Source organism: Clostridium sp. Marseille-P2415 (genome assembly GCF_900155545.1).
Lineage (GTDB): Bacteria > Bacillota > Clostridia > Lachnospirales > Lachnospiraceae > Lacrimispora.
Genome location: NZ_LT732525.1, coordinates 1,021,330 through 1,048,030 on the forward strand (window position 1 = coordinate 1,021,330; position 26,701 = coordinate 1,048,030).

21 protein-coding genes are annotated in these 26,701 nt (G+C 48.1%); 1 reads left to right on the forward strand and 20 read right to left on the reverse strand.

Features of this window, described 5'->3' with window-relative positions:
• The 4 genes from BQ9856_RS04780 to BQ9856_RS04795 form a co-directional block, all read right to left on the reverse strand.
• The coding region (locus tag BQ9856_RS04780; RefSeq protein WP_139348659.1) for a M20/M25/M40 family metallo-hydrolase at positions 1–804 on the reverse strand (804 nt) is incomplete at its 3' end.
• Entirely contained in the window at positions 794–1,366 is a 573-nt protein-coding gene (locus tag BQ9856_RS04785; RefSeq protein WP_077609948.1) for an HD domain-containing protein, read from the reverse strand. The genes BQ9856_RS04785 and BQ9856_RS04780, both read right to left, overlap by 11 nt.
• Positions 1,363–2,478, reverse strand: coding sequence for an AI-2E family transporter (locus tag BQ9856_RS04790; RefSeq protein WP_077609949.1), 1,116 nt, complete (start codon positions 2,476–2,478; stop codon positions 1,363–1,365). The genes BQ9856_RS04785 and BQ9856_RS04790 overlap by 4 nt, the downstream gene beginning before the upstream one ends.
• Before the next feature lie 101 nt (positions 2,479–2,579).
• Positions 2,580–3,281 carry an RluA family pseudouridine synthase gene (locus BQ9856_RS04795; RefSeq protein ID WP_077609950.1) on the reverse strand — a complete coding sequence of 234 codons (702 nt, stop codon included), beginning with the start codon at positions 3,279–3,281 and terminating at the stop codon, positions 2,580–2,582.
• Positions 3,282–3,485: 204 nt separating this feature from the next.
• On the opposite strand from BQ9856_RS04795, the gene trhA reads away from it, so the two are divergent.
• Entirely contained in the window at positions 3,486–4,133 is a 648-nt protein-coding gene (gene trhA / locus BQ9856_RS04800; RefSeq protein ID WP_077609951.1) for a PAQR family membrane homeostasis protein TrhA, read from the forward strand.
• Positions 4,134–4,184: 51 nt separating this feature from the next.
• Here the strand turns inward: trhA and BQ9856_RS04805 are convergent, their stop codons facing one another.
• The 16 genes from BQ9856_RS04805 to BQ9856_RS04880 form a co-directional block, all read right to left on the reverse strand.
• A complete protein-coding gene (locus tag BQ9856_RS04805; protein WP_077609952.1) occupies positions 4,185–4,430 on the reverse strand; it encodes a GIY-YIG nuclease family protein in 246 nt (81 codons plus the stop codon).
• A gap of 315 nt (positions 4,431–4,745) precedes the next feature.
• Positions 4,746–6,287, reverse strand: a complete 1,542-nt coding sequence (locus BQ9856_RS04810) for a DUF3794 and LysM peptidoglycan-binding domain-containing protein (RefSeq protein WP_442855475.1) — start codon at positions 6,285–6,287, stop codon at positions 4,746–4,748.
• A gap of 150 nt (positions 6,288–6,437) precedes the next feature.
• The gene (cysE, locus tag BQ9856_RS04815) at positions 6,438–7,112 is read right to left on the reverse strand and encodes a serine O-acetyltransferase (protein WP_077609954.1); all 675 of its coding nucleotides are present in this window, start codon (positions 7,110–7,112) and stop codon (positions 6,438–6,440) included.
• A gap of 322 nt (positions 7,113–7,434) precedes the next feature.
• Positions 7,435–7,866 carry a protease complex subunit PrcB family protein gene (locus tag BQ9856_RS04820; RefSeq protein WP_139348648.1) on the reverse strand — a complete coding sequence of 144 codons (432 nt, stop codon included), beginning with the start codon at positions 7,864–7,866 and terminating at the stop codon, positions 7,435–7,437.
• Between the two features lie 66 nt (positions 7,867–7,932).
• Complete coding sequence (gene aguB / locus BQ9856_RS04825; protein WP_077609956.1) at positions 7,933–8,814, reverse strand: N-carbamoylputrescine amidase; 882 nt, start codon at positions 8,812–8,814, stop codon at positions 7,933–7,935.
• Positions 8,768–9,916: an agmatine deiminase gene (aguA, locus tag BQ9856_RS04830; protein ID WP_077609957.1), complete on the reverse strand. Its 1,149-nt coding sequence runs from the start codon at positions 9,914–9,916 to the stop codon at positions 8,768–8,770. Before aguA ends, aguB begins: the two co-directional genes overlap by 47 nt.
• Positions 9,917–9,995: 79 nt before the next feature.
• Positions 9,996–11,117 carry a carboxynorspermidine decarboxylase gene (nspC, locus tag BQ9856_RS04835; protein WP_077609958.1) on the reverse strand — a complete coding sequence of 374 codons (1,122 nt, stop codon included), beginning with the start codon at positions 11,115–11,117 and terminating at the stop codon, positions 9,996–9,998.
• A gap of 9 nt (positions 11,118–11,126) precedes the next feature.
• Positions 11,127–12,395, reverse strand: coding sequence for a saccharopine dehydrogenase family protein (locus BQ9856_RS04840; protein ID WP_077609959.1), 1,269 nt, complete (start codon positions 12,393–12,395; stop codon positions 11,127–11,129).
• A complete protein-coding gene (gene speE / locus BQ9856_RS04845; protein ID WP_077610043.1) occupies positions 12,392–13,249 on the reverse strand; it encodes a polyamine aminopropyltransferase in 858 nt (285 codons plus the stop codon). Before speE ends, BQ9856_RS04840 begins: the two co-directional genes overlap by 4 nt.
• A 31-nt stretch (positions 13,250–13,280) precedes the next feature.
• Positions 13,281–14,732 (reverse strand): aminotransferase class I/II-fold pyridoxal phosphate-dependent enzyme, encoded by a 1,452-nt coding sequence (locus tag BQ9856_RS04850; protein ID WP_077609960.1) that lies wholly within the window; start codon positions 14,730–14,732, stop codon positions 13,281–13,283.
• 511 nt (positions 14,733–15,243) lie between these two features.
• Entirely contained in the window at positions 15,244–15,516 is a 273-nt protein-coding gene (gene spoIIID / locus BQ9856_RS04855; protein ID WP_013271108.1) for a sporulation transcriptional regulator SpoIIID, read from the reverse strand.
• A gap of 74 nt (positions 15,517–15,590) precedes the next feature.
• Entirely contained in the window at positions 15,591–17,267 is a 1,677-nt protein-coding gene (locus tag BQ9856_RS04860) for an extracellular solute-binding protein (RefSeq protein WP_077609961.1), read from the reverse strand.
• A gap of 38 nt (positions 17,268–17,305) precedes the next feature.
• Positions 17,306–18,178 (reverse strand): carbohydrate ABC transporter permease, encoded by an 873-nt coding sequence (locus BQ9856_RS04865; protein ID WP_200801250.1) that lies wholly within the window; start codon positions 18,176–18,178, stop codon positions 17,306–17,308.
• Between the two features lie 18 nt (positions 18,179–18,196).
• Entirely contained in the window at positions 18,197–19,141 is a 945-nt protein-coding gene (locus BQ9856_RS04870) for an ABC transporter permease (RefSeq protein WP_077609962.1), read from the reverse strand.
• A gap of 28 nt (positions 19,142–19,169) precedes the next feature.
• Positions 19,170–21,152 (reverse strand): alpha-glucuronidase, encoded by a 1,983-nt coding sequence (locus BQ9856_RS04875; protein WP_200801251.1) that lies wholly within the window; start codon positions 21,150–21,152, stop codon positions 19,170–19,172.
• Between the two features lie 149 nt (positions 21,153–21,301).
• Positions 21,302–26,692, reverse strand: coding sequence for a glycoside hydrolase family 2 (locus BQ9856_RS04880; RefSeq protein ID WP_077609964.1), 5,391 nt, complete (start codon positions 26,690–26,692; stop codon positions 21,302–21,304).
• Positions 26,693–26,701 lie beyond the last annotated feature (9 nt).

The following is a 26,701-nucleotide window of genomic DNA, read 5'->3' on the forward strand; positions in this document are numbered from 1 at the left end:
CATCTTAAGCTCCCCGGCCCTTTTTTCTGCAAAGGTACGGATGGAATCCTGAAACCGTTCCAAATCGGAAAGCCGTTCCGCCCGCAGGGTTAACGCCAGTTTTCCATCTCCAGGAGAGACCCCAAAGGATTCTTCCCCAACCTTCACTTGTATGATGGTCGCAAGCACCATGCCCTCATAACCTGGCTGTGCGGCAAATTCAGGAATGCGGCAGATCAGTTCTCCGATCAGCCAGGCAGGATTTATCCCCTGCTCCGGGTAAGCGGCATGGCACTGCCTTCCTTTTAAGGTGAGGATGATCCCCCTTGAGGCGCAGGCAAAAGTCCCTTCCCGGAGCACAACCGTACCAAGAGGATAGCCCGGTAAATTGTGAAATGCGTAGACCTCTTCAATTCCCTTTTCCGTTAAAAGTCTGCTGCACATCTCTCCTCCCTGACCGGTCTCCTCTGCCGGCTGAAATAGAAAATAGACATTCCTTCCCAGCTTCTTCCCCTCAGCAAAAAGGCAGAGACCGGCAAGCACCGCGCTGTGTCCATCGTGTCCGCAGCCATGGAATACCCTGCCGTCTTCTCCCTTAATCGCATCCATATCTGCCCGAAACGCCACGCTTTTTTCAGCCCCCTCCTCCTGGTGGACAGCGTAGAACCAGCCGTTACAGTCAACGATCCTAAAAGTTGTATGCTGCCTTAGAAAGCCTTTTAACAAATCCATGGTCCTTTCTTCACAGCCGGACTTTTCCGGACAATAATGAAGCGCTCTCCGAAGATTTTTTAACATTTCATATGTATGGTATTCAATTCCCATGTTTTTCTTCCTCCATCAGCCTCATGGTATCCCGCCGGACCTCATCCCGCAGCTTTCTTGTCACCTGAAAGCTCTCACAGATTTCATTTCCATAGGTCAGGTTTAAATCATATTCCAGGGGCAGCCAGGTCTTTGTACCGGCCTCATTATGCTGAATCAGGGTTTCAATTTTATCAAGGGCTTTGCAAAGTCTGGCCTCCTTTGTCTCACAACGGGCCATTTCCTCAAAAAGAGGGGCGACGGAAGCGTTCAGATGCTCTGGCAGCCTCTCTAAGAGAGACCGGACAGCCTCATCCTCCACCGCTTCGTCCTCCCCTGTCTTTTCAAAAGCCGGAATATCTCCGGTTAAGGCCTCTCCCCAGTCATGGATCAGGCACATCCGGATCACCTTATCCATATGAAGCTCCGGAAAATCCTTTTCCATAAGCATGGCCATGACCGCAAGACGCCAGCTGTGCTCCGCGACACTCTCCTGCCTGCCGTTTGTCGTCCAGTTGTGGCGGGTATTGCATTTTAATTTTTCCAATATTCCTAAGAATTTAATTAACTCCTGTGGATTCAACGTACTTTTCCCCTTTCTTCCTGCTTAGCTCTTTTTCCGCCATTATAGCACGTTCCTCCGTACAGCTCCACAATATCTTCTATTATTAAAAGACCGATGGGCCCAAGAATAAATCCCAGAAGACCGAACAGCTGAAGGCCGACGTACATGGAAACAAGAGTTTCAAGCGGCGTAAGCCCCATCTTGCCGCCCATGATCTTGGCCTCCATAACCTCCCTCAAAAAGTAACAGATAATGTAAATGATGATCAGCCCGGCTCCGTAAACCCAATGTTTATTAATCAGAGAAAACAAGGCCCATGGGATTAAAACCGCTCCAGTTCCGAAAATGGGCAGCGCATCCAGAAGACCGATTCCGATTCCGAACAGTATAAAATAAGGATTGCCCATAAGAAACAAACCTGCCGAGCATACCAGCATGGTAAAAAGCATAATGGTACCCTGAGTCTTCAGCCATGCGCTTCCGACCGTCATCAAGCGGCTCCCCAGCATGGCATATTCGTAACAGAACATGGAATTGTCCCGCCTCTCCCGGATGTCATCCATTTCCTGAAGGGATAAAATCGTGGCGATAAAAAAAATTACGGTAATTACGATGAACTGGACGAAATATTTGACAATTGTCATGGAGTTCACCATGAGAAATGACATCGCCCTGCTTTTTATCGCGGCTTCCCCTCCTGAGAGAATATCTCTCATCACCTCTACCATATATCCATCCGGAAGCTTTAAAAACCGCTCCGCAAAAGAGCAGTTATCCATCAGCCACTGATCGACGCCTGCCAGGAACCGTGGAAGATTCTCAAGCAGAAGCCTGGCTTCCATGCACAGCTTCCTTCCCCCCACATAAAGAAGGATTCCGAAAATGACCATTAAAACGATGATTTCTATTCCACCGATCACTGCCAGAGGAATGGAAATCACCTTACCCTTCACCGTAAAACGGGATTTTTTTTCAACCCAAAGGGCCGAAGGGCGAAGGGAAAGCGCAAATACATATGAAATCAAAAAGGGAATCACAAGAGGCAGCAGATAGCGAAAACTTAAATATACTGCCCCTGTAACTCCCAATATTAATAATGTTTTCTTCAGTTTTCTGCTCGGTTTCTCCATGGACTCACCTGTTTCTGATTTGTACTTCTTTTGTACAATCACTATTATGAACTGCCATGATAGAAAATATGCGGGAATCTGCTTAGTAAAAAATTCCTGATTTATACCGGCTCCGGCCGCTCGAACATCTCAAACCATTCTCCCCTTGGTTTTACCGAATAGGTCGTCTTTTCTTTTGTAATGGGATGAAAAAACGTTAAGCGACAGGCAAATAAGGCCACATTTCCTCTGACCGGACCGCTGTTAAAACGGGGATTATATTTCCGGTCTCCCCATAAAGGGGTACCGTGTCCCGCCATCTGAACGCGGATCTGATGATGGCGGCCTGTCTCCAGCCTGATTTCCACCAGACAGTATTCTTCATCTCCCATTTTTTTGCTATCCACAACCCGAAAATGAAGCTCTGCGGGTTTTGCACCTTTTATCCCCTTTTCCACAATTTTTGAACAATTATTTTTGCTGTCCTTCCACAGATAATCCACGTATGTTCCAGAGTTTTCCACAGGTTTTCCACAAACCACAGCCTGATATATTTTTTCCATCTGATGCTCGGAAACCTGCTTGCTAAGGGACTCTGCCGCCCCTCTCGTTTTTGCGTACACCATAACTCCCCCGACTGGCTTGTCCAGCCTGTGGATAACTCCCACATATGGCTCCCCTGATTTTGGGGATATCATGTTGATATGTTTCTTTACTTCACTGACCATATCCGGTTCAAAGGATTTTGCGGACTGGGATTCCACCCCAACCGGTTTTTCCACAACCAGGATCTCTTCGTCTTCGTACAATATGTTTAGAGTCATGTTTTTCCCTTCCTGTTCCTTCTTTTCGTTTCATTTATTATATTTTATTGTGCCGTTTATGGCAAACACCTTTTAAAAATACTTTGAAATTCAAAAAAACGGTTGCATTTTTATCTGCGAAAGTGTATAGTATATAAAAAGACAGCACATAGTATTTAATACTACATTATACGTTTATCAATATTTAACAAGGAGGAGATTCCTATGCAAATAAAAATCAAGGATCCTGTCAGTGCAATTACCCATTTCATCGCCATGATACTGGCCCTTATTGCCGCCACGCCTCTGCTTATCAAGGCTTCTTCCGACGGAAAGCTTCATATGGCAGCCTTAACGGTCTTTATCATCAGCATGGTCCTGCTTTATGCAGCCAGCACCATATACCACACCCTGGATGTTTCTCCAAAAATAAATAAATTACTGAAAAAAATAGATCATATGATGATTTTCATCCTGATTGCAGGAACATACACGCCGGTCTGCCTAATCGTTCTGGGCGACCGGACCGGCTGGAGCCTGCTGGCCCTGGTCTGGGGAATTGCCATCTCAGGCATTCTCATAAAAGCCTGCTTCATCATGTGCCCAAAATGGTTTTCTTCCGGCCTGTACATTGCCATGGGCTGGGTATGTGTCCTGGCATTCAGTAAAATTATAAACGCTCTGCCTCCTGCGGCCTTTGTCTGGCTTCTGGCCGGAGGCATCATCTATACCGTGGGCGGTATTATTTACGCCTTGAAGCTTCCCCTTTTCAATGCCAGACACAAAAGCTTTGGTTCTCATGAGATTTTTCATCTTTTCGTCATGGGCGGAAGCCTTTGCCATTATATTCTGATGTATCATTTTGTTGCCTGATTCATATAAAAAACCGTCAATCCCACTTTTATGCGGCTTTGACGGTTTTTCTCATCCGGTCTCTCCGATCAGTTTTAACTTGTCCTTTCTGGAAAGCTTTTTAATGGCTGCCTCCCGGCGCATGGCATCTTCCTTTGTAGGAAATTCTTCATAGTAGGCTAAGGCCACAGGCCTGCGCGCCTTTGTGTATTTGGCGCCTTTTCCTTCATTATGGGCCTTAAGACGTTTCTCTAAATGGTTTGTCCATCCGCAGTAAAGGGTATTATCTGCACATTTTAAAATATAGGTGTAATTCATGTTTTACTCCCCGGCATCATGAGATTCATGCTATGTAAACGGTAATAACGCCTTGCAATCACGTCACTACCGTCCAGGGTAACCTGTCATCTATCTAAAGCACCAGCTGGATGCGGATTGGCGCCGTCGATGGTTGAACTATAGCTAAGCTATAGTATATTATATAACAGGACAAACTGATATGTGAATAGCAATCTTTATATTGCCCTTTTTTAAAAAAATCATTCAAGTGGACAGAGTTAAGTATGCCAGGCAAAAGGCAAGCCTTCTGCCTGGATTTTTTTAATTTATCCGCTTGAATTCAGGAAATTACGCCTATGACAGCTCTTTTACGAGAATCAGTCTGTCTCCAGGCTTTACCATTTTTTCCGTCAATCCGTTTGCAGCCATGATGGTATCAATGGTGGTATGGAATTTTTTGGCAATTTTCCAGAGAGAATCATGGGGCTGGACGATGTATCCGACGATACCGGGAAGCATTTGCAGATTATTAAGATCCATCGGTGCCTCCGATGCGCCTGTGATGATCTGCACACAGACCGGCTGCAGGGCCAGTAAATCAAGGGAGATGGTAGCTTTCACCTCAATGCTGCCTCCGCCCATCATTACCGCACTTAACTGCTCCAGGCCCGGGTTTAACTGGCAGACCGTATCCCTATTAATTCCTGGGGCCTCGATCAAAAAATGGAACGGCAGGTTTTCTACGGATGACTGGATCGGCTGGGTATCATCGGAGGTGAGATAAAGCATCTGTACTTCCAAAACACCCTCTACATGAAGTCCATCCTCTTTGACTTCTGTTTCATCAATTTTTACCGTGCCCTCACTGTGGCATATCTGAAGAATATGGTCCGCATTATCCAGATTTACCTTTTCCACGATCTTGCATTTGCTCATATTTTTCGTAAGGATCTTATCAAAGCATGCCTCTCCGGTCTGCAGCGAAAGTTCCCGGTTGGTAGAATATAAGTCACTTAACATTTCCATATTCTCTTCTTTGTAAAGCTTCATATCCAGTTCGAGAACCGCATCTGCATCCATTTCCCGCATCTCACCGTCAGAATCCGGCTTTGCCTCAATGTCTTTGTGAATCAGATGGACCATTACCGAAGGAACCATATCTTCGGTCACATCCGAAACCTCCAGTTCTCCGGAAAACGGAATATTTTCCTCAAGCCACTGGATCGGTGCACCTTCTCCTTCTCCCTGATAAATGACAAAAACCAGCAATTCCCCGTCAAGCATCATTTTACCGTCCACGGGCTTGGTGGTTACGCCTCTTAGCTTCATTTCGTTCCATAAAATGTGATCGATGTTCGGCTTGTTGCCGGATAATGTAATCGTATCCTTGATGCGGAACGTATCCTTATGGCGGAGGGCAATGGCAGCCACATCCACATTGCGGCGGAGGATTTCTACCACAGGCACGTCTACGGAAGCCGCTCCAATGTCCACTTCTACGGCAGCATCTACATCATAAAGAGTTTCTACCTTTGCCTGCAAAGTTACAATTGCTTTAACGCTCAGCTTTCTGGAATTGATGATCCCCGGATTTAAGTCTTCCAAATCCCATACCAGCTGGACATAATCCTTCTCTTCCAGACCCGGCACATTGATAGGCTCCTCAAAGTTGATGCTTCCGGAAAGAGCCTGAAGCCCCCCTTCCGCTCCGCGATAGAGTATGGTAAAATCCAGCTTGCCCCGGACCACCACCCGTTCTGTCTGGCTTTTCACTGATTCAATGGTAATTTCGCCGGAACTTAAAATAATCTGATCCACATCATCCATGCTGTCCGGGACAATGAAATCATCGTCAAGAGTGATCTGTGATGCGGCATATCCTTTCCAACGATTCATATGTATGTTTTTCTTCACCAGCTCCAACATAAAAAAGCACCTGCCTTACCTTCTTTATTCCTTTAAGAAAGTTTATGCAGGTGCATGTTTCAATATACTTTTTTTGTTGGCATTCCTGTTCTTCCGCAAAAAGTGCAGCTTCTGATGCCCCTATTCCTGCGGATTTCCTTCTTCTGGAGCACCGTTCTGAGCTTCAAGCCGGTTCTGCAGCTTTAAAATCGTTTCTTCCAGTTCCTTTACCCGCTCCTCCATCTTGCAGTAGTGGTCCATGGTAACCAGATTGCTTTCCTCTTTTGGAAGCGGTACACCGCCGATCTTAACGGGACGTGCCGGAATCCCAACCGCTGTCACATTATTCTCAAGCGGCTTTAAAAGCACTGCATTGGCCGCAATGGTACAATTATCGCCTACCTCGAAGGAACCCAGGATCTTGGCCCCGGCGCCTACGGTCACATTGTTTCCCAGGGTGGGGTGGCGTTTTCCCTTGTTTAATCCCACGCCTCCCAGGGTAACTCCCTGATAGATGGTACAGTTATCCCCAACCACAGTGGTCTCTCCGATCACCACACCGCAGCCGTGGTCAATGAGAATTCCGTGTCCCAGCTGCGCGCCGGGATGAATCTCAATCAGCGTAAAAAACCTTGCTAACTGGGAAATGAGCCTTGCAATAAAAAACATATTATGCCGGTAAAACCAGTGTGCAAAACGGTGCCAGATTAACGCATGGACCCCTTGATACAGCAAAAGCACTTCAAGCTTATTTCTGGCCGCCGGATCCCGTTCCTTTACTGCCGTCACATCAAGCCATATATCTTTTAATATCATATTACGCTTCCTCTTTTCCTCTTTCCTGCCCACGCTTTTTGGGCATAAAGGTATACCCGCAGGGTGTTTCCTCTTTCCTGCCCACGCCTTTTGGGCATAAAGGTATACCCGCAGGGTGCTTCCTCACGGCTCCTGATTGAAATAGTATATCATATGACAGCCTAAGAAAAAAGGGGGATTTACAGATTTCCGCGTGATGGAAGTAAATCCTTATTTCCCCGTCCAGAAGAAACACGCTCTGTGAGTTTGCCCGCGTAAACCGAAAAAAACAGCCGTCCTGCTCCTTGCCGACGCGCAGAACGGCTTCTTAAGTTTCGATTGTCTACTGAAATACGACCGGAAGCTCCGACATCTCAGTTTTAATGACGATGAAGGGATAAGAGGGCTCTGTTCCCACATTTTCTCCCTTTTCCGGTCCAATTAATTCTGTATCCAGGACAATCGAATTATCCGTCAGATACAGTTCATTCACAGCGATGCTATAGCCGCCGCTGGCCTGTTGTCCGTAACCAACCACTATGTAAAGATTCTTATCATCACTGTAGGTCAGCTTAAAGGGCGACTGCTGCTTCTCCGCAATAATCTGCCTGAGTTCCTGTGGAATGTCCGCATCCGCTACCACGGTATATTCCAGATCCCGTACTTTATCTCCATTATCCCCGTTTACAGTACACCCGCTCAAGGTACGAACCACGAATACCCACATGGCCAGGCCGAAAAAAATCATCCACTTTCTGCTAAACAGTCTCTTCATTGCACACTCCCCAACTTATTGTTTATTACTATTTATATGGGGAATGTGCGGATTTTATGAACAGATTCAGGATCTTCCGGCAATTTCTCCGTACATCTCCGGCCTGCGGTCCCGGAAAAGCCCCCAGTTTCTGCGTTCAGTCAAAACCTCATCCAAATCAAAGGAAGCGCATATCACGCCTTCTTCTTCCCTGCCCATGGACTTTATAAGGGCCCCGGTACTGTCCGTAATAAAGGATGAGCCATAAAATTTAAGGGATGAGCTCTGATTCCCGTTCGATTCACTTGGTCTCACTTTTTCCTCCCCCACCCGGTTTGCCGCTGCAACCGGAACGATATTGGAAGCAGCATGTCCCTGCATGCAGCGCCTCCAATGCTCCATGCTGTCGCATTCCAGTATGGGTTCGCTTCCGATGGCAGTCGGATACAAAATAAGCTCTGCCCCTTTTAAAGCAAGGCACCTTGCAGTCTCCGGAAACCACTGGTCCCAGCAGATCCCGATTCCGATTTTTCCATACCGGGTATCAAATACCTGAAAGCCGGTATCTCCCGGAGTGAAATAAAATTTCTCCTGGTAGTAATGATCATCCGGGATATGGGTTTTCCGGTATATCCCCAGATTTTTCCCGTCTGCGTCAAGGACTGCAGCCGAATTAAACATGGTATTTCCGGACTGCTCATAAAAGCTGACAGGAATTACCGCATGAAGTTCGGCCGCGATCCGGGCAAAATGCTTTACCGCATCATTCTCCTCTGCCGGTTTTGCAAACGGATAGTACTCATACCGCCTCTCCTGGCAGAAATACGGACGCTCGAACAGTTCCGGAAGCAGTATTACATTTGCCCCTTCCCCTGCTGCCTGCCTTACCAGCCTTTCTGCGTTTGCAATATTCTTATTGATGTCATCGCAGCATTTCATCTGAACCGCTGCCACTGTTACCTTTCTCATGAATTTCTCCTTCCGGTATCTGCCCTGTGATGCAGTGAATGTTGCCGCCCCCAACGATAATATCCCTCGCATATACCGGATATATCCTTCTCTCCGGGAAACATTCCCCCAATATCCGCACTGCCTCTGCATCATGGACATCACCGAATTGAGGAACGATCACCCCGCCATTAGAAATATAAAAATTCACATAGCTGGCTGCCAGACGCTCTCCGGCCTCCCGCTCATCCTCTCCGGGCTCAAAGGAAAATCCGGAAAGCTCCTCCTTTGTGATGCAGACCGGTTTTTCCGGAATCGGCAGCTTGTGGATCTTAAAATGCCTTCCCCGTGCATCCGTTTCCTTTTCCAGCAGCCTTAAATCCGCCAGAGACATTTCGTACTGAGGGTCATTTTTATCATCCGTCCAGGCCAATACCACTTCGCCCGGGCGCACAAAGGCGCAGATATTGTCCACATGCTCATCGGTCTCATCCTGATAGATTCCGTATTTCAGCCAAATGATCTTAGTGACTCCCAGGTAATTTTTAAGCTGCTCTTCGATCTGGGATTTCGTAAGTAAGGGATTTCTGCCGGCGTTTAAAAGACAGCTTTCCGTTACCAGAAGGGTACCTTCTCCATCCGAGTGAATCGAACCTCCTTCCAGTACAAAATGCTGCGCGTCATAAACCGGATACCCGAACCGTTCACAGAAACGCCCTGCAAGCAGATTGTCCTTCCTCCAGTCCTGATACAGGCCGCAGACCGTACCGCCCCAGGCGTTAAACTGCCAGTCGATTCCCCGGACCTTACGGTCCTGGTCCACGACAAAGGCAGGCCCCACATCCCTTGCCCATGCGTCATCAGATTCCATTTCCACCACTTCGATCCGTTCCGAAAGCATCTCTCTGGCATTTCCGGCAACATCCGGCTCTGCCAGCATGATCACTTGCTCACTGTCCGCAATGGCCTCTGCAATTTGGACAAATGCCTTTCTGGCTTCCTTTGCTCCAAAGGGCCAGGACCCCGGCCGTTTGGGCCAGATCATAATACAGCCCCGGTGAGGCTCAAACTCTCCCGGCATGCGGAAACCGTCTGCAGCCGGCAGACTTAATAATCTCTTCATATTACGTTCCTTTTCCTGCTTATCTGTACCGGCATGCTGTCTCACTCACAGTTTGACTAAAAATGAATGAGACAGCACACTAGGACAGCCTGTTCTTAAAATCTTCATAGCTAAACTCTTTTATCACACGGCAGTTTCCTTCTTTATCCATAATGGCAATGGAAGGAAGAGGCATACCGTTAAAGGTATTGTTCTTTACCATGGAGTAAATGGCCATATCCATGAAATACAGCTTATCCCCAGGCTTTATTTCCCTGTCAAAGGAATAGTCGCCTATCACATCTCCAGCCAGACAGGTACAGGATGACAGCCGGTAGGTAAAAGGCTTTTCGCCCGGTTCTCCGCTGTCCTTTAACGGCGGCCGGTAAGGCATTTCCAGCACATCGGGCATATGGCAGGCGGCAGAAGCATCAAGGATCAGGGTCTTAATCCCGTTTTCTACCACATCCATCACCTCTGTCACCAGATAACCGGCATTAAGAGCAACCGCTTCCCCAGGTTCCAGGTAAATATGAAGGCCATATTTTTCCTGCATCCTCTTAATGCAGGATTCCAACAGCCCGATGTCATAATCCTCTCTGGTGATATGATGTCCACCGCCCATGTTTAACCAGGATAGCCCGGATAAGTATTTGCCGAACTTCCCTTCTACCGCCTCCAGCGTGGTTTTTAAATCATCCGCATTCTGCTCGCATAAGGTATGGAAATGAATGCCGGAAAGATAAGGCAGCCATTCTTCCTTAAAATTAGCAATGGTCACGCCCAGCCTGGACCCCGGTGCACAGGGATCATAGATCCCATGGCCTTCCTGGGTGGAACACTCCGGATTGATCCGGATGCCGGCACTGATTCCCTGCAGGCAGTCTTTGTACCGCTCCAGCTGGGAAAAGGAGTTAAACACAATGTGATCGCAGATCTGAACCAGCTCATGAATGTCCTCCTCTTTATAAGCAGGAGCGAAGACGTGGTTTTCAAGCCCCATCTCCTCCCTGCCCAGTCTGGCTTCATAAAGGCCGCTGGCCGTGGTCCCATCAATATATCTGCCGATGAGCGGGTATTCCGCAAAGCAGGAAAACGCCTTCTGGGCCAGCAGAATGCTGCACCCGGTGTTTTCCCTGACCCGCTTTAAAATTTTTAAATTCTCTTCCAGCCTGTTCTCATCTATCACGTAACAGGGCGTCTTTAAGTCCCGGATCCTCATGCCCTCATCCTATCTCCAGACCGTTACCGTTTCCGGATCCTCACATACGACCCATGGAAGTCCCCATTTGTTTAAGGCTTCCATATACGGATCAGGATCAAATTCCTCAAGGTTGAATACGCCCGGCTTCTTCCACTGCCCGGTTACCACCATCATGGCGCCGATCATGGCCGGAACGCCGGTGGTATAAGAAATAGCCTGGGATTCCACCTCCTTATAGCATTCCTGATGGTCACATACGTTGTAAATGTAAATGGTCTTTTCCTTTTCATCCTTTACTCCCGTAAAAATACATCCGATATTGGTCTTTCCCACGGTCCTTGGACCAAGAGAAGCCGGATCCGGGAGCAGAGCCTTTAAAAACTGGATCGGAACGATTTCCTGTCCGTTAAACTCTATGGGAGAGGTGGAAAGCATGCCTACGTTTTCCAGACACTTCATGTGAGTTAAATAGCTCTGCCCAAAGGTCATGAAGAAACGGATCCTCTTTATGCCGGGGATATTTTTAGCCAGAGATTCGATTTCCTCATGATGAAGAAGATACATGTCCTTTTCCCCGACCTCAGGGAAATTGTATCTGGACTTTATCTCCATGGGCTCTGTCTCGACCCAGTGGCCGTCTTCCCAATAGGAACCGTTTGCAGATACTTCCCTTAAGTTGATTTCCGGGTTAAAGTTGGTTGCAAAAGGATAACCGTGATCGCCTCCGTTGCAGTCTAATATATCAATGGTATGGATCTCATCAAAATAATGCTTTAAGGCATAGGCAGAAAATACACTGGTGACCCCGGGATCAAATCCGGTTCCAAGGAGTGCCGTAATGTTTGCCTTTTCAAAGCGCTCTTTATAATCCCACTGCCAGGAATAATCGAAATACGCGGTAAATCCCAGCTCTTTACAGCGCTTTTCATAGATCGCCCTCCACTCAGGATCATCGGTATTCTCAGGCTCGAAATTGGCCGTATCAATGTAATCCACGCCCGTTGCCAGACATGCATCCATGATGGTCAGGTCCTGATAGGGAAGCGCCACATTTAAAACCGCATCCGGCTTATAATCCTTTATGAGGGCAATTACCTCCTCCACATGATCCGCATCCACTTTTGCAGTCTCTATTCTTGTTTCCGTCGTTCCGGCAAGCTTGTCTTTTAATGCATCACATTTTTCTTTGGTCCTGCTCGCAATACAGAGGTCTGTAAACACCCCGCTGTTCTGGCAGCACTTGCGGATTGCCACAGAGGCAACACCGCCACATCCGATAATCAATAATCTGCTCATTCCTTTTCCTCCTCTTCGAGTAAATCTTCCACATATTTGGGCAGCATAAAAGCGCCCGTGTGAAGATTGGTTGTATAATACCAGGTTTCTATTTTCAGTTTGTTCCAGTTTTCGGGTTTAAAATCATTAATGGGGTGGTATTTTTTTGACGCAAATCCAAACAGCCAGTACCCGGATGGGCAGGTGGGGATATGTGCCTGATAAACCCGGCTTATGGGGAAGGAACGGTACACCTTCCTGTGCATGCTCCTGCAGGCCATCTCATCCTCATCGTAAAACGGGCTTCCATGCTGATAAACCATGATGCCGTCGCTTCGGAGCGCCTTATAGCAGCTTCCGTAAAATTCCTTGGTGAACAGCCCTTCCGTATGGCCGAAGGGATCCGTGGAATCATTGATGATCAAATCATACTCTTCTTTTTTGTTCCTCAGATAACGAAGTCCGTCATCGTAATAAACACGGACTCTGGGGTCGTCAAGGCCGCATGCCACTTCCGGGAATATATCCCGGCAGACCTCTACAAACAGCTTATCCGTTTCCACCACATCTATGGATTCGATGGAGGGATACTGCAAAAGTTCCTTGGCTACCCCTCCGTCGCCTCCGCCGATGATCAGCACGTTCTTTACATTGGGGTGGACCGCCATCGGCACATGGGTCACCATTTCATCATAAATAAATTCATCCTTTTCAGAAAAAACGATATCTCCATCCAGGGCTACGAACTTCCCGAACTCCTGGGATTCGAACACGTCGATTCTCTGATACTCACTTTCACCGGAAAAAAGCTGCTTATCAATCCGCACCGAAAGCTTCACATTGGAAGTATGCAATTCCGAAAACCATATTTCCATCTCTTCCTCCATCTCTCCTTTCCTGCGGGAATCATTTCTTTAAAACCATCAGATGTTCCACTGCCGGGTCCTCGGTTCCCTGCATGGAACAGCCCTTTTCCCTGGCATAAATGATGTATTCCACAATTTCCTCCGTGATCATTTCCCCCGGTGCCAGTATTGGGATACCCGGGGGATAACACATTACAAATTCACCGCTTATTTCTCCCGCGGATTCCCGAACCGGAAGGGATACCTTCTGGGAATAAAACGCCTTCTGAGGAGATATCACCACTTTAGGCGCTATGTATTCCCCTGAAAGCATACCTGCCCGGTCTTTTTTATAAAGGCGTTCAATATCCGCCAGTGCCCCCACCAGCCGTTCAATGTCCTGGATCCGGTCACCAATGGAAATATAGGCCAGAATGTTGCAGATATCTCCGAATTCAATCTGAATGTCATATTCATCCCGGAGGAGGTCGTAAACCTCGATTCCCGCAAGGCCATTTCCCAGGGTATAAACGGAAAGCTTTGTCACATCATAGTCAAAGATACTGGTTCCATTGATGAGATCCCTCCCATATGCATAGTATCCGACCATGGAATTGATTTCCCCCCTGGCATATTCTGCCATTTCCACCACTTTGGCAAAGGATTCTTCTCCCCGCAGAGCCAGATTCCTTCTGGAGATATCAAGACTGGAAAGAAGGAGATACGATGCACTGGTTGTCTGGGTTAAGTTTATGATCTGACGCACATAATCCCCATTCACTCCCTTATTTAAGAGGAGAAGCGAGCTTTGGGTCAGGCTGCCGCCTGACTTGTGCATGGAAACAGCCGCCATGTCTGCTCCGGCTTCCATTGCGGAGACCGGAAGGCCTTTTCCAAAATAAAGATGGGTCCCATGAGCCTCATCAGCCAGTACCTTCATCCCATGGGCATGGGCCAGCCGGACGATGGACTTTATATCGGAACAAATGCCGTAATAGGTTGGATTATTAACAAATACCGCCACTGCATCCGGATTTTCCCGGATCGCTTTTTCCACCTGGCTGATCTCCATACCCAGGGAAATGCCCAGCATGCTGTTCACTTCCGGGTTTACATAAACTGGGACCGCACCGCATAAGACCAGCGCATTGATGGCACTCTTATGCACATTTCTGGGAAGTATGATCTTATCTCCCGCCTTGCAGACGGACAGGATCATGCTCTGTACCGCTGATGTGGTTCCGCCTACCATCAAAAAGGCATCTGCCGCACCAAAAGCCTCGGCTGCCAGCCGCTCCGCATCCCGGATGACCGAAACCGGATGGCATAAATTATCAAGAGGCTTCATGGAATTCACATCAAGGCCAACGCACTTTTCTCCCAAAAGCTGGGCCAGTTCCGGATTTCCCCTCCCCCTTTTATGGCCAGGCACATCAAAGGGTACCACCCGCTTTTTTCGAAACGTTTCAAGGGCTTCGTAAATCGGTGCCCTCATCTGATCTTCTTTATTCATATGGCATTCTACCTTTCCTTATCATGGGGTTGCTGCCCGCGTAAATCAAAAAGACAGGTGATCGTACATCACCTGCCTGCAATTTCATGAATATTATTTCCGGTAAGGGCATTCTGCCCGCCTTTCATTCATGACAATTATCGTTTTCGAGTCTACATAGCAAATATGTTGTCCCTGCTATTATTGATCGTTTCACAAGATGATGTGCAATCGCACTGATTATAAAGTAATCAACTTATAAAATTTGAGCTTCTAACTCAATCAATAATGTGGTTTCCCACGCTCGGCAGCTGACCCGCCTGTCCGTCTGGGCTTAACTTCTTACGAAGTGGTCAATATTTGCATGAAAACGACAATGTCTCTTCATACTGGGGTAAAGAATAACATATTTTGTAGATTCATGTCAACTGGTTTTTTGTAAAAAAATAATTTTTAATAAATGGGAACAGCCGCGGCCTGAGAACGTCTACCATTTCCCAAACAGCGGCTGTTCCTCCACTCATTTGTTTTATTAATTTTTTTTGCTGCACATCTGAAGACGATGCTGATACTTCTCCTTGGTCGCAAGACCGCCCCGGATATGGCGCTCGGATTTGTTAATGTCCAGGATCACCCTGGCCCGGGCAGCCAGGGACGGATTGATGTGCTCTAAGCGGTCCGTCACATCCTTATGTACCGTAGATTTGGATATCCCAAATTTCTTTGCTGTCTGCCTCACGGTCGCATGATAGTCTATGATGTAGTTGGCGATCGCAACCGCGCGTTCCTCAATATATTCTTTCAAGAAAATCCCCCTGCTAGGACGTTTTTACATACTTATGCAGGATGCGTGGCAAGTATGAATGGTTCCAATCTATTTTAATATCCAAGCAGAGCTTTGCTTCTTTCAAAGATTTCATTTGCCATATTAACGAATTTAACGTTTCCTTTGGATTCACATTCCGCCACATATTTATCCCAGTCACTGTCAAGATCTAACTTTCCGGTGATGAATTCCAGGGCGGAAGTGTTTACATAATCCATAAGCGGCACCTGGATCAGATTCATCTGTTCCTTCTCTTCTTCATCGGTCAGAATCGGCGGCTCGATCTTCCGTCTTTCCTTTGAATCATAAACCCTTTGATTCCACTCTTTTTCTTCATCCGTCATCCTGGAAAAACGAAGCTCATTGGATCCCCCATAGGCAAATACACCTCCGGCAAAGCCAAAATCCACGTTTAACTGCTTCGGAGCACCTGCGTGAATGCCATTGTAATAAATATCCGGTTTTAATGCAAAGGTACCGTCCGCTCCCCTGTCGTAGGTTTCGCCTTCCACGCCCCACAGGCTCAAGGTCTGGCCTTCGTCCGAATACCATAACCAGTCAATAAACCGCAGCATCTTAATGAATTCTTTTTCTCCAAGCTCCTTAAGTGCCCGCTTTGATATCATAATGCCATTTTCCAGCCGGTAGCTTTCCGGCTGCAGCTGGCCTTTAGGGCCGCCCGGCATTACCATAAAATAAAGTTCGGCCCCCTTTGCCTGAACCCTGTTTTTAGACCGGTAGTCAGCTACCTGCTGGAAATTGCAGGTCAGCACATAGGAGTCTCCCCGGAAAAACTTAGCCTTAGCCTGTTCTGAATCCTGTGTGAACGTTTCCGGATCCAGGATTTTGTCCCTGTACATTTTATTCCAGAAATTGAGGTAGTCCTTATAGTCCTCAGTCGTATTGGAAAACACAAACTCATTTTTATCAAAATCAAATACCAGGCCATTCCTCAAATTCCAGTCACCGCCGTCTTTGGAATATCCGGCCCGTATTCCATACTCAATTCCGGAAAGATTCATGGCACAGCCAAGCTGATACTGATCGGACCAGACATAATCCCCTCCGGTATATTCTTTTACCTTTTTACAGGCCTCATAAAAGTCCTCCCAGGTCCAGTTCTTTTCACCGCCCTCTACATCCACTCCGGCTGCCTCGAACACATCCTTACGGATCAGAAGGGAATACCCGCCTGCAGCCTTCTCCCACATGCCGGGCAGACGGTAATATTTGCCGTCGGAGCTTAAGGTATTGATCAGTTCTTCCTCCATGCCCCAATCCTTTACGCACTTCTGGTAATTGGGCATATACTGCACCCAGTCACTGACCGCCACTACCTGGCCGCTGTCCACAAAGGGAGCCGCATCATATATTTTGGGAATGATGTACGGTGCACTTCCCGTATTTACCAAAGCGGAAACCTTGTCATTATAATCGGTTCTTGCAACATTGGTTAAGTCAAACGTTACATTGGTTTTATCCTTTATGGCGCTCCACAGCCTCCAGTCGGCCTTATACGGATAGTTTTCATGATCTGAAAACATCATGGAATAGGCAACCGGCTCATCGGAATGGAATGTTGTCCCCTCTCCATACTGGTAATCCAGATCCTTATCTTCCACCATTTCCTTGGTTCCGGAAACCGCCTCACTTTTGGCGGAAGCATTGCATCCGGCCAAAGCTGCTGCCGCTGCAAGCCCAAACATTGCTGTCATAACCTTTTTCTTCATTTACTGCTTACCTCCTCAAACATTATTAAAACGGGATCTCACCCCTTTACTGCCCCCATTGTCATTCCCTGTACAAAATATCTCTGTACAAACGGATAGACACAGATGATCGGAACGGAAGTCACCACCATTGCTGCCGCTTTCAAGGTCGCCTGAACGCTGCTGGCCTCTGACCCGGCACCGACCTCCACATTATTGGCACCTTCCACCAGCTGCCTTACATAAAGCGCAACCGGCCATTTGTCCTTGGTGTCCAGATATAGAAATGGCCCAAACCACTCATTCCACATGCCCACAAGATAAAACAAAGCCATTGTAGCCAGAATCGGTTTGGAAAGCGGAAGAACGATCTTACAAAATATCCCGTAAACATTCATTCCGTCAATTGCCGCCGCTTCCTCCAGCTCTTCCGGAATTCCGGCAAAAAAGGATTTCATCAACAGCAGGTTAAATGTACTGACCGCCCCAGGCAGGAGCAGGGCCCACACGCTGTCACGCAATCCCAGCCACTGTGTGATCAAAATAAAATTAGGGATCATACCCCCGGTAAAATACATGGTAAATATAACAAACGGTAGGAAAAAACGGTTTAAGCGAAGCCTGGGCTTTGACAGCGGATATGCAAGCAATGATGTGCTGATCACAGAAATAGCAGTTCCTGCTATGGAATAAAAAATCGTATTGGCATAATATTTAAAAAACTCCATGTTCCGGAATATATAGCGATAGGTAGCTGTAGTAGGGTCTATCGGGAAAAATGTTACCAGGCCTGCGGCTACCGCAGTATCGCCGCTGAAGGACTGTGCCACCAGATATATAAACGGATACAGGGTAACAAAAATAACAAGGATCATAACAATGGTATTCACGATCCGAAATACCTGATATCCTTTTGACCGTTTCACTTTCATCGAATCATCTCCCCCCTTCTACCAAAGCGAAGTTTCCGTAAATTTTTTTGAAAGCTTGTTAGCCATGGTTACCAGGACCAGCCCGATCACACCTTCAAACAGCCCTACCGCCGCCGCATAGCTGAAGTTGCCTCCGGCAATACCCATACGATACACATAGGTGCCGATAATATCGGCCCGGTTCTGAGTCAACGGGTTATACAGCAGCAATATTTTCTGCATATTACCGGAAGTTACAATATTTCCGATATCCAAAATCAGAAGTGTCATAATCGTCGGAAGAATGCCCGGCAGGGTGACATAAAGAGCCTGCTTCCATTTGCCCGCCCCATCGATAGCCGCCGCTTCATATAACTCCATATTGATGTTTGTCATGGCCGTCAGATAGAGGATCGTTCCCCACCCCAGTGCCTGCCATACTCCTGACAAAATGTAAATGACATCAAAATACTTTGGCTCCGACATAAACGCGATCTTATCCATTCCCATAGACGCCAGAAGAGAATTGACCGGTCCTGACAAAGAGAGCACTTCTTTCACCATACCGCATACCACAATGAGTGAAATAAAATGCGGCAAATAGGAAACGGTCTGCACCATCTTCTTCCACCGCAGGTTACGTAACTCATTGATCAGCAGGGCGAACAAAAGGGTTGCCGGAAACCGTACTGCCAGATATCCCACGCTTAAGCGCAGGGTATTCCAAAATGCCCGCCAGAAATCAGGATCTCCGATAAACTGCTTAAAATATCGGAATCCTACAAAATAATCCCCGAAGATATTGGTCCCTCCCTTATATCTTCGGAATGCAATAACATTTCCAAATACGGGTATATACTTAAAAATCACATAATAAATAATCGGAATAACGAGAAAGGTATACAACCGCCATTCTTTTTTCACATGGTGCAGCAAAGAGGTGTTATCTCCTGCCGGTATTTGTTTTCTCGCCCTTTTTACCATGCTATCACCACTTTCTTTTTGTTCCAATTTAATAAATGATTCTGTGTTTCTCATCCTCAATCATGGACTTTCGGAAAAAATAAGAATTTATCTGATCCCTCCACTCTCTTGAATGTTCCTTCTGATGTGCAAATCTCTTCTGCACCCGTTCAAATATGTTCAGGGGAACCTTCCCTTTTAAGGAATCCCAGAGAGCGGCCATTACCTCCACGTCCAAAACCCCTTCAAAATGAGAGTCATATATATGCTGGATCACCGTCTTCCCCGTTTTCAGCTTATGCTCATAGGGAACATGATGAAAAAACAGCAGCAATTCTTCCGGACAGGTCTCCGGATTCCCATATAGGGAAGCGTTCGGTTCCCGGTACTGTAAAACATAGCCCGTGCCGCTTGAACTCCGGTCTATTCCGATACCAAGATGATCCGCCCGGTGATAGGTACCCCAGCGGTCATATTCATAGCCGTCTACGTTCGGTCCGTAATGATGGCCCGGATTTACCATCCAGCCAATCCCAAGCGGGGCGGTATACTTCTCATAGGCCGGCCAGGACATTAGAAGAATTTTTTTAATGGTCTCTTTTACATCCGTTTCATTTCCAAATGTGGAACCGGTCCATTCTTCTGCAATTTCTTCTGCCGTAAGCTCCGTCTGAAAGCTCAGCCTTCCAAAGCCGTATAAATTGGCTGCGGCAAGATCATGGCCGGTCCAGTTCTCATCATTCCCGGTATTGGCCACTGCAGCCATGCCGCAGTTATGCCTCCCCCAGGCTTTTCCGCTTACAATATCCGCGACCCGGTCCCTGCCCTGCTCTCCGCCGCACCGAAATTCCAGCACCTCTTTAAACATGGGAACCAGGTAGCATACATGCTGCTGCTGCCCTGTATATTCCTGGGTGATCTGCACCTCCAGAATCTGATTTGTATGCTCCATGCCGCCAAAAAGAGGCGAAACCGGTTCCCGCACCTGAAAATCCATTGGCCCGTTCTTAACCTGAAGCACCACATTTTCCCTGAAACTGCCATCCAGGGGTTTGAAATGATCGTAACCGCTTCTGGCACGGTCCGTTTTCCGGTCTCTCCAGTCCTGCCGGCAATCATAAACAAAACACCGCCATATGATCAGACCGCCATATGGCTCCACTGCTTCTGCCAGCATATTGGCTCCATCCGCATGAGTCCGGCCATAGGTAAAAGGGCCCGGCCGGCCTTCTGAATCCGCCTTTACCAGAAAGCCGCCGAGATTTGGAATTCTTCCATAAATATCTGACATCGCGGCCTTCCACCAGGCCCTTACCTCTTCGTTAAGCGGATCAGAGCATGATAGCCCTCCAAGTTCCATGGGAGCTGCAAAATTAAGGCTCAGATAAAGACGGATCCCGTATTCCGCAAAGATTCCTGCCATTGCCATAAGCTCTGCTCCATAGGTCTTATCAAGCAGTCTGGTGGCATTCCCTTTTACATTCACATTGTTAATAACGGCTGCATTGATTCCTACCGATGCCGCCAATCTGGCATAAGCTCTGGTTCTGTCATTCACCTGAACCTTCTGTGCCTGAAAGAAGAAGGATTCTCCGGCATATCCCCGTTCGATGGAACCATCCATATTATCCCAGTGATTCAGGATCCGTATGGGGTTTGAAGGTATTTCTGTTATATCGATCTCCTGGAAATCCCCTTCCAGCTGAAGCCGCCGGATCAGGGCAAAGCTCCCATACAACAGCCCGGAGGCCCCTTCCGATGTGAGGAATATCTGCCCCCCCATTTCCTTTAAATGGTATCCTTCCGCTCCGGTTCCACAGCCGGGGTCTATGGTAAGCACGATCCCGGCCCCGGAAGCATCCGCACGATTCTGCATCTCTACTTCCAAAATTTCCCTGGCAGCCTGTTTTAACTCCGCTGCTGCGGTTTTTGTCACCGTACTTCCATCATTTGTGTAGAACGAGCAAAAATATCTGTCCCATTTATGATCTTTTTGTTTCCTATAGGTAAGCCACGCACGTTCGAAGCCCATATCCTTCCTTTCCCCAAAGGTCATCTGATATAGAATACCTTCCGGATTTATTCCCTGTATTTCGTCGTTTTGTATTTTTTCTCCTTCTTTTTTCTTTCATTTTATAACATATTGCCTATATTGGCTTCTCTGATTTTGCGAATGATTGCTCACATATTGCGATTTGTTTCCGGCTGACATCCGAAATGAAACCAAAAGAAGTCAAAATTACTTCCAGGCAGAAACACAAATTCAACTGTTTTTGTTCCCTTAACCGGGACCAGGGAAAAGCTCTGAGGCTTCCGGATTTCTGAGTGCTGGAATTCCATCAGCTGTTCTTCTTCCCCTCCCTCATCCTCATCCATAAAACGCACAAGAATCGTATTGGTTTCATTTGGTGTAAATCCGCATATGGTAAGGCGGTCCGCACCCGTTTCGCCAAACTCCATATTCTTAAATACAATTGTTACGTTATTTCCGATGCTGCGGATTCCTTCCTCCGCAACCAGAAAGCTGTCTCCATATATCTGATCGCATTCTGTAACCGGAAGCCTTTCATAACTCCGGCTCTGTTTTGTAAAAGAAAAACCTTTTATATGTACCTTTTTTTCCAGCACAAAGCAAAGGCTTGTGACCCCCTTAAGCCTTCTGTCCAGACGGTAGGTTTCCTCCTGATATACATTCCATTGAGAAGGCTTCTGGTATACCGCATCAATGGCAAGCCTCGAATTTTCCTGCTCCGGCATCCCCTCATAGATACGGATGCGGTATGGCTCATCCGTCAGGGCAAACACAGAAATTGTAATTTTATCCGACCCATAGCTGCCGAAATCAATGTTGTGGAATCCGATCTGCGTCTCCCCGTCTCTGGCGGCTGCTACTCCATGCTCATTTCCATTTCCTACTTCGCCCCGGCTATAATCATATAAGCCTGCACTTATGAACTCATAGGGATTTAAAAAGGTCTCGCCAAGTCCTGCTGCCGAAAACTCCAATGATGACAGAATCCGTATTTTTTCTGTCCCGCACTTGGACATACACCGCAGCCGGAAACAGCCGTCGCTCTTAGCCGTCAGCAGGGCCTGGTTCCCCACCGCCTTGAGTTCAGCCAGCTTAGAGGGGATTCCGGAATCATTTACCACGCTCCAGATCAAAGCCTGATCCGAGGCATTTTCCGGACAGATCCGGGCAGTAACTGCAGCAGTCAGATTGCCGGCTGTCAGCTTTGTTCCAGGTTCGCTGACCAGCTTTATCGTGCGTACAGGAACATCCTCCTCCCATTCTTTTTTGTGTGCCTGTTCTTCCTCGTTCCCCAGGACTCCGTAGGCAAGCGGACTTGCCCCTTCCGGTTTCTCAGCCCATACAACCGGTACCGTCAGACAGGCATCTTTCATTCCCCTGGATTTCACGGATACCTTCAATTCTCCCTGCGCCGTTCCTGCTGCCGCAACCAGCAGAAGCTTTCCGCCAAACAGCCTTCTGCTGATCCCTTTATACTCGTCAGTATCCGTACTGTCCCCATTATCCAGCCCCACCAGGCGTCCGCTTCCGGATACGTTGACAAAAACCCGGTTGTTTGCATTTTCCACCGGATTTCCCATCGCATCCTTCATGGTTATGGTGACAAACAGAAGATCCTGTCCGTCTGCCTTTAAGCTCTCCCGGTCCCCGTTTAAGCATATCTTCTCCGCCTCTCCAAAGGATGCACTGATATCCTCAGCTATGATATTGCCGGACTCATCATAAGCAACCGCTTTTATAACACCTGTCTCATAGGGCAGCTGCCAGTTTCCTGTCAGGCAATCCCCGTATCGGTGATCGATCTCATAACTGCCCTGGCTCCTGCCATTGAAAAACAGTTCCACGGACGGCGCATTGGAGCAGACCCTCACATCGATCCGCTGGCCGTCATTAAAATCCCAATAAGGGAATACATGTACCATGGGCGCTTTTCTCCAGTCGGTCCATTCCGCCTGGTAGATATAATAAGAATCCTTGGGAAATCCTGCGGTGTCAACCTGGCCGAAATAAGAATTTCTCGTGTGATACGGCGTTGGCTCGCCAATATAATCGAATCCGGTCCATATAAACTGTCCGCATGAGAAATCATGATCCCGTTCTGCTATGATACAGGCCTCCGAGGATTTTGCACCCCAGCTGGTGGTGGAATTTCCAAGTGAGGAACATTGTTCATCCTCATCTGCCAGCAAAGACTGCGAGAACGGGAAATGGTAAACACCGCGGCTCTGTACTGTGGACGAAGTTTCACTTCCGTAGATGATCCAGTCAGGGTGCTCCCTGTGATGTTCCTCATAATATTTTTCCGCATAATTGTAACCGGCCAATTTCACGATATCCGCACATTTCCGGGCATTTTCCCATGGCATATAATTGGATGCAATGGTAATGCCGGCATTTCCCCGAGGATCGTGTTTTCGTACCTCATCCATCAGAAGCTTTGTCACCGCCTGCCCCCGCCCGTCTGCATGGGTATCATAGATTTCGTTTCCAATGCTCCACATGATAAGGCTTGGATGGTTCCGGTCCCTGCGTATCCAGCTTGCCACGTCCTTCTGGTACCAGTCCCGGAAGAACCTTGCATAATCATAGGGGGTTTTGGAGCGTTCCCACATATCAAAAGCCTCGGAGACGATCAGAATTCCCATCTCATCCGCCAATTCCATCACATCCTGTGCCGGCATGTTATGGCTTAAGCGGACTGCATTCACACCCATTTCTTTCAATATGGTAAATTTTCTGAGCATTGCCTGGGAATGATATGCTGCTCCCAGACAGCCCAGATCATGGTGTTCACAAACACCCTTCAGTTTTTGCTTTCGCCCGTTAAGGAGAAAGCCCTGATCCGGGTCAAACCGGAGGGTCCGGAATCCAATGGTCTGACACTCCTCCTGAAGCTTCTCTCCCTCCCGGTAAAGCTCTGCTTTCAGCACATAGCAGGCCGGATTTTCCGTATCCCATCGCTCCGGTTTCAGGATTCTGACAGTCGTTTCTAAAGTCTGTACAGCCTTTTGCGGGCTTACCGCAAGTTCCTTAAGGCACTCCTCTCCCTCCATTTCTCCGGCATTCCGGCGGGTCAGATAATAGCGCAGCTTCGCGGGACCTGCCGCCAGGATCTCCGCACGAATCGTTAAATCCCAGTCCCCATCCTCTTTCTCTTTTGTTGAAACATACAGCCCATCCGATAGGATCCGGTCACGGTGCAGCACCATCAGCCATACATTTCTGTAGATCCCCGCCCCGGAATACCAGCGACTGTTAGGGGCCTGGTAGTCCACCCGGACCATGATTTCATTTTCCCCGGTCCGCAGATACTGAGTCAGCTCCACATCAAAAGCAGAATAACCATATTTCCATTCCCCGGCCTTCCGGCCATTTACATAAACCGTGGAATCCATATAAATGCCGTCAAAGCGCAGCAGGACCACACGGTCCTGATCTGTTTGAATGAAAAAGCATTTCCGGTACCAGCCTGTACTGTCCTCATAGAGCTTTTCCCCCTGGTAAATCAACCAGTCATGGGGAAGTCCTACCGGCTGGAACGCATGGATCGATTGAATCTCCTCCAGAGAAGTGTGCAACGGCTGTTTCGTAAACGACCAACCATCCAAAAACAGATGAGTGCCCCACCCGTACCACTTTTCTTCGTTTTTTAAATGTAACCGGAACGGTGCTGCCGGAAGTCCGGAATGATTATATAAAAGCCCTTTCTCAGGTGCATTGCTCCAGCCATAGCGGAGAAACTCCGGTTCTGCAGCCTCCCTGCACCATAAGGTGATCTGCTGTTCTTCCACCTGGCCTTCAGCCGGATAATAGCGGCCGTCTGCTCCGGCCAGTTCAAAGGCTTCCAAACCAGACCCGTTTTTGACCAACAGCCCCTCATTATCTCCCGGTTCAAAGGTAAGGCATACTCGGCTGCCGTTCACTTCCCATGAGCGAAGCTCCGGCCCTTTCCACAACACCGGATCCCCATAAATCATTCCTCTGGCAGCCAGTACCATGCGCCATGCAACATCCTTCTTATTGAGAGGATGCAGATCATTGCTCTCGCCTAAATCGAGGTTGACTGTTACAGCCACATCCGGCAAAGAGGCGGCTTTAGCCTGGGCTTCCCGGATCCTGGGCCATGCATCCCCCATATCCTCAAGGTCTATGGAAAACCCCGGTAACTGGGCCACAACAAAAGGCAGCCTTTCCTGTCCCCACTGTTCCCGCCAAAACAAAATCATCCGGCGCAGAAGGTCTTCATAGGAATCCGGCCTGTCATCATTGGATTCCCCCTGGTACCATAAAACGCCCCTTATCGTGTAAGGGATGCACGGCGCCAGCATCCCGTTATAAAGCCCGGTTGGCTTTCGTGACGGAAAATCAACCGGTGGTGCCGGGCTGCTTTTGTAACCGATCCGGTATTCCCAGTTACCTTCCAGGGAAATCCGTTCTTCTTCCGTAAAAATGGCATAGGTTTTCCCAGGAGTCATCCTCCCGGCTCCATGATCACAGATCAGCCGGATGCGGATCTCATTTTCCCCGCTTTTCAGTACACCCTGGGGTATGTGGTATTTTCTGGGCGGATACTGGTATGGAGTCTCCCCAATAAAGACACCGTTCACATAGGTTTTATCGCTGTCGATCAAAGTCCCAAGCCACAGCTTTGCCGGCTTTCCTGCCATGGACTCCGGCACATCAAACCGCTTTCTAAGCCAGATGCTGCCGCAGAATCCGTCCAGCCCTGCATCTTTTAAAAATGCCGGCAGCCTGATTTCCTTCCAGGGCACTTCTGGGGCATTCCAGCCAATATCCAGCTCATCGATCCTGCCGTACCACTCATTTTGGCTGTTAATATTATTCTCCAACTGTTTTTGGACATATTCCCGGCATTGATACCTTTTCAGGGTTTCCAGTGCCCGGGGATAGGAAAGCAATGCCTCCTTCCCCATCCATGCCTCCACCGGAGAACCTCCCAGGCTCACATTCAGCAGGCCAATGGGGACGTCTCTTGCTTCCAGCAGAAACCTTCCGAAGAAATACGATACTGCGGAAAATTCACCAATGGATTCCGGTGAACAGCCGCGCCATTGGGCTTCCACATGATCAGAAAGGGGGCCCTGGAAATCATAATGCTCCATGACCTTATAAAGCCGGATACGCGGCTCCTCCGGACGTTTCATTTCCTCCGGATACCGGTCCTTTACCCGGTCCATCGGCAGTTCCATGTTGGATTGGCCTGCACAAAGAAACACCTCCCCAACATATACATCCCGTACTTCCTTTTGCTCCCCTGATTCGGATATGACGCTCAGGGAAAACGGCCCGCCCGGGCTGAGGTTTGAAAGCATCGCCTGCCACTCTCCCCCGGAATCTGCCCTGCACACAGCATCCTGGTCCTGAAAGCGCACCGTCACAACCCCGAAGGGTTCTGCCCAGCCCCATATCCTGGTTTTCCTTCCCATCTGCAGGACGCAGCCGTCACTGATTAATTCAGGCAGGCGAAACAGTCTGCCCGTTGCCGTACTTTCCTTTATGGGTTCCTTCATTTCCAACATTTTTATCCC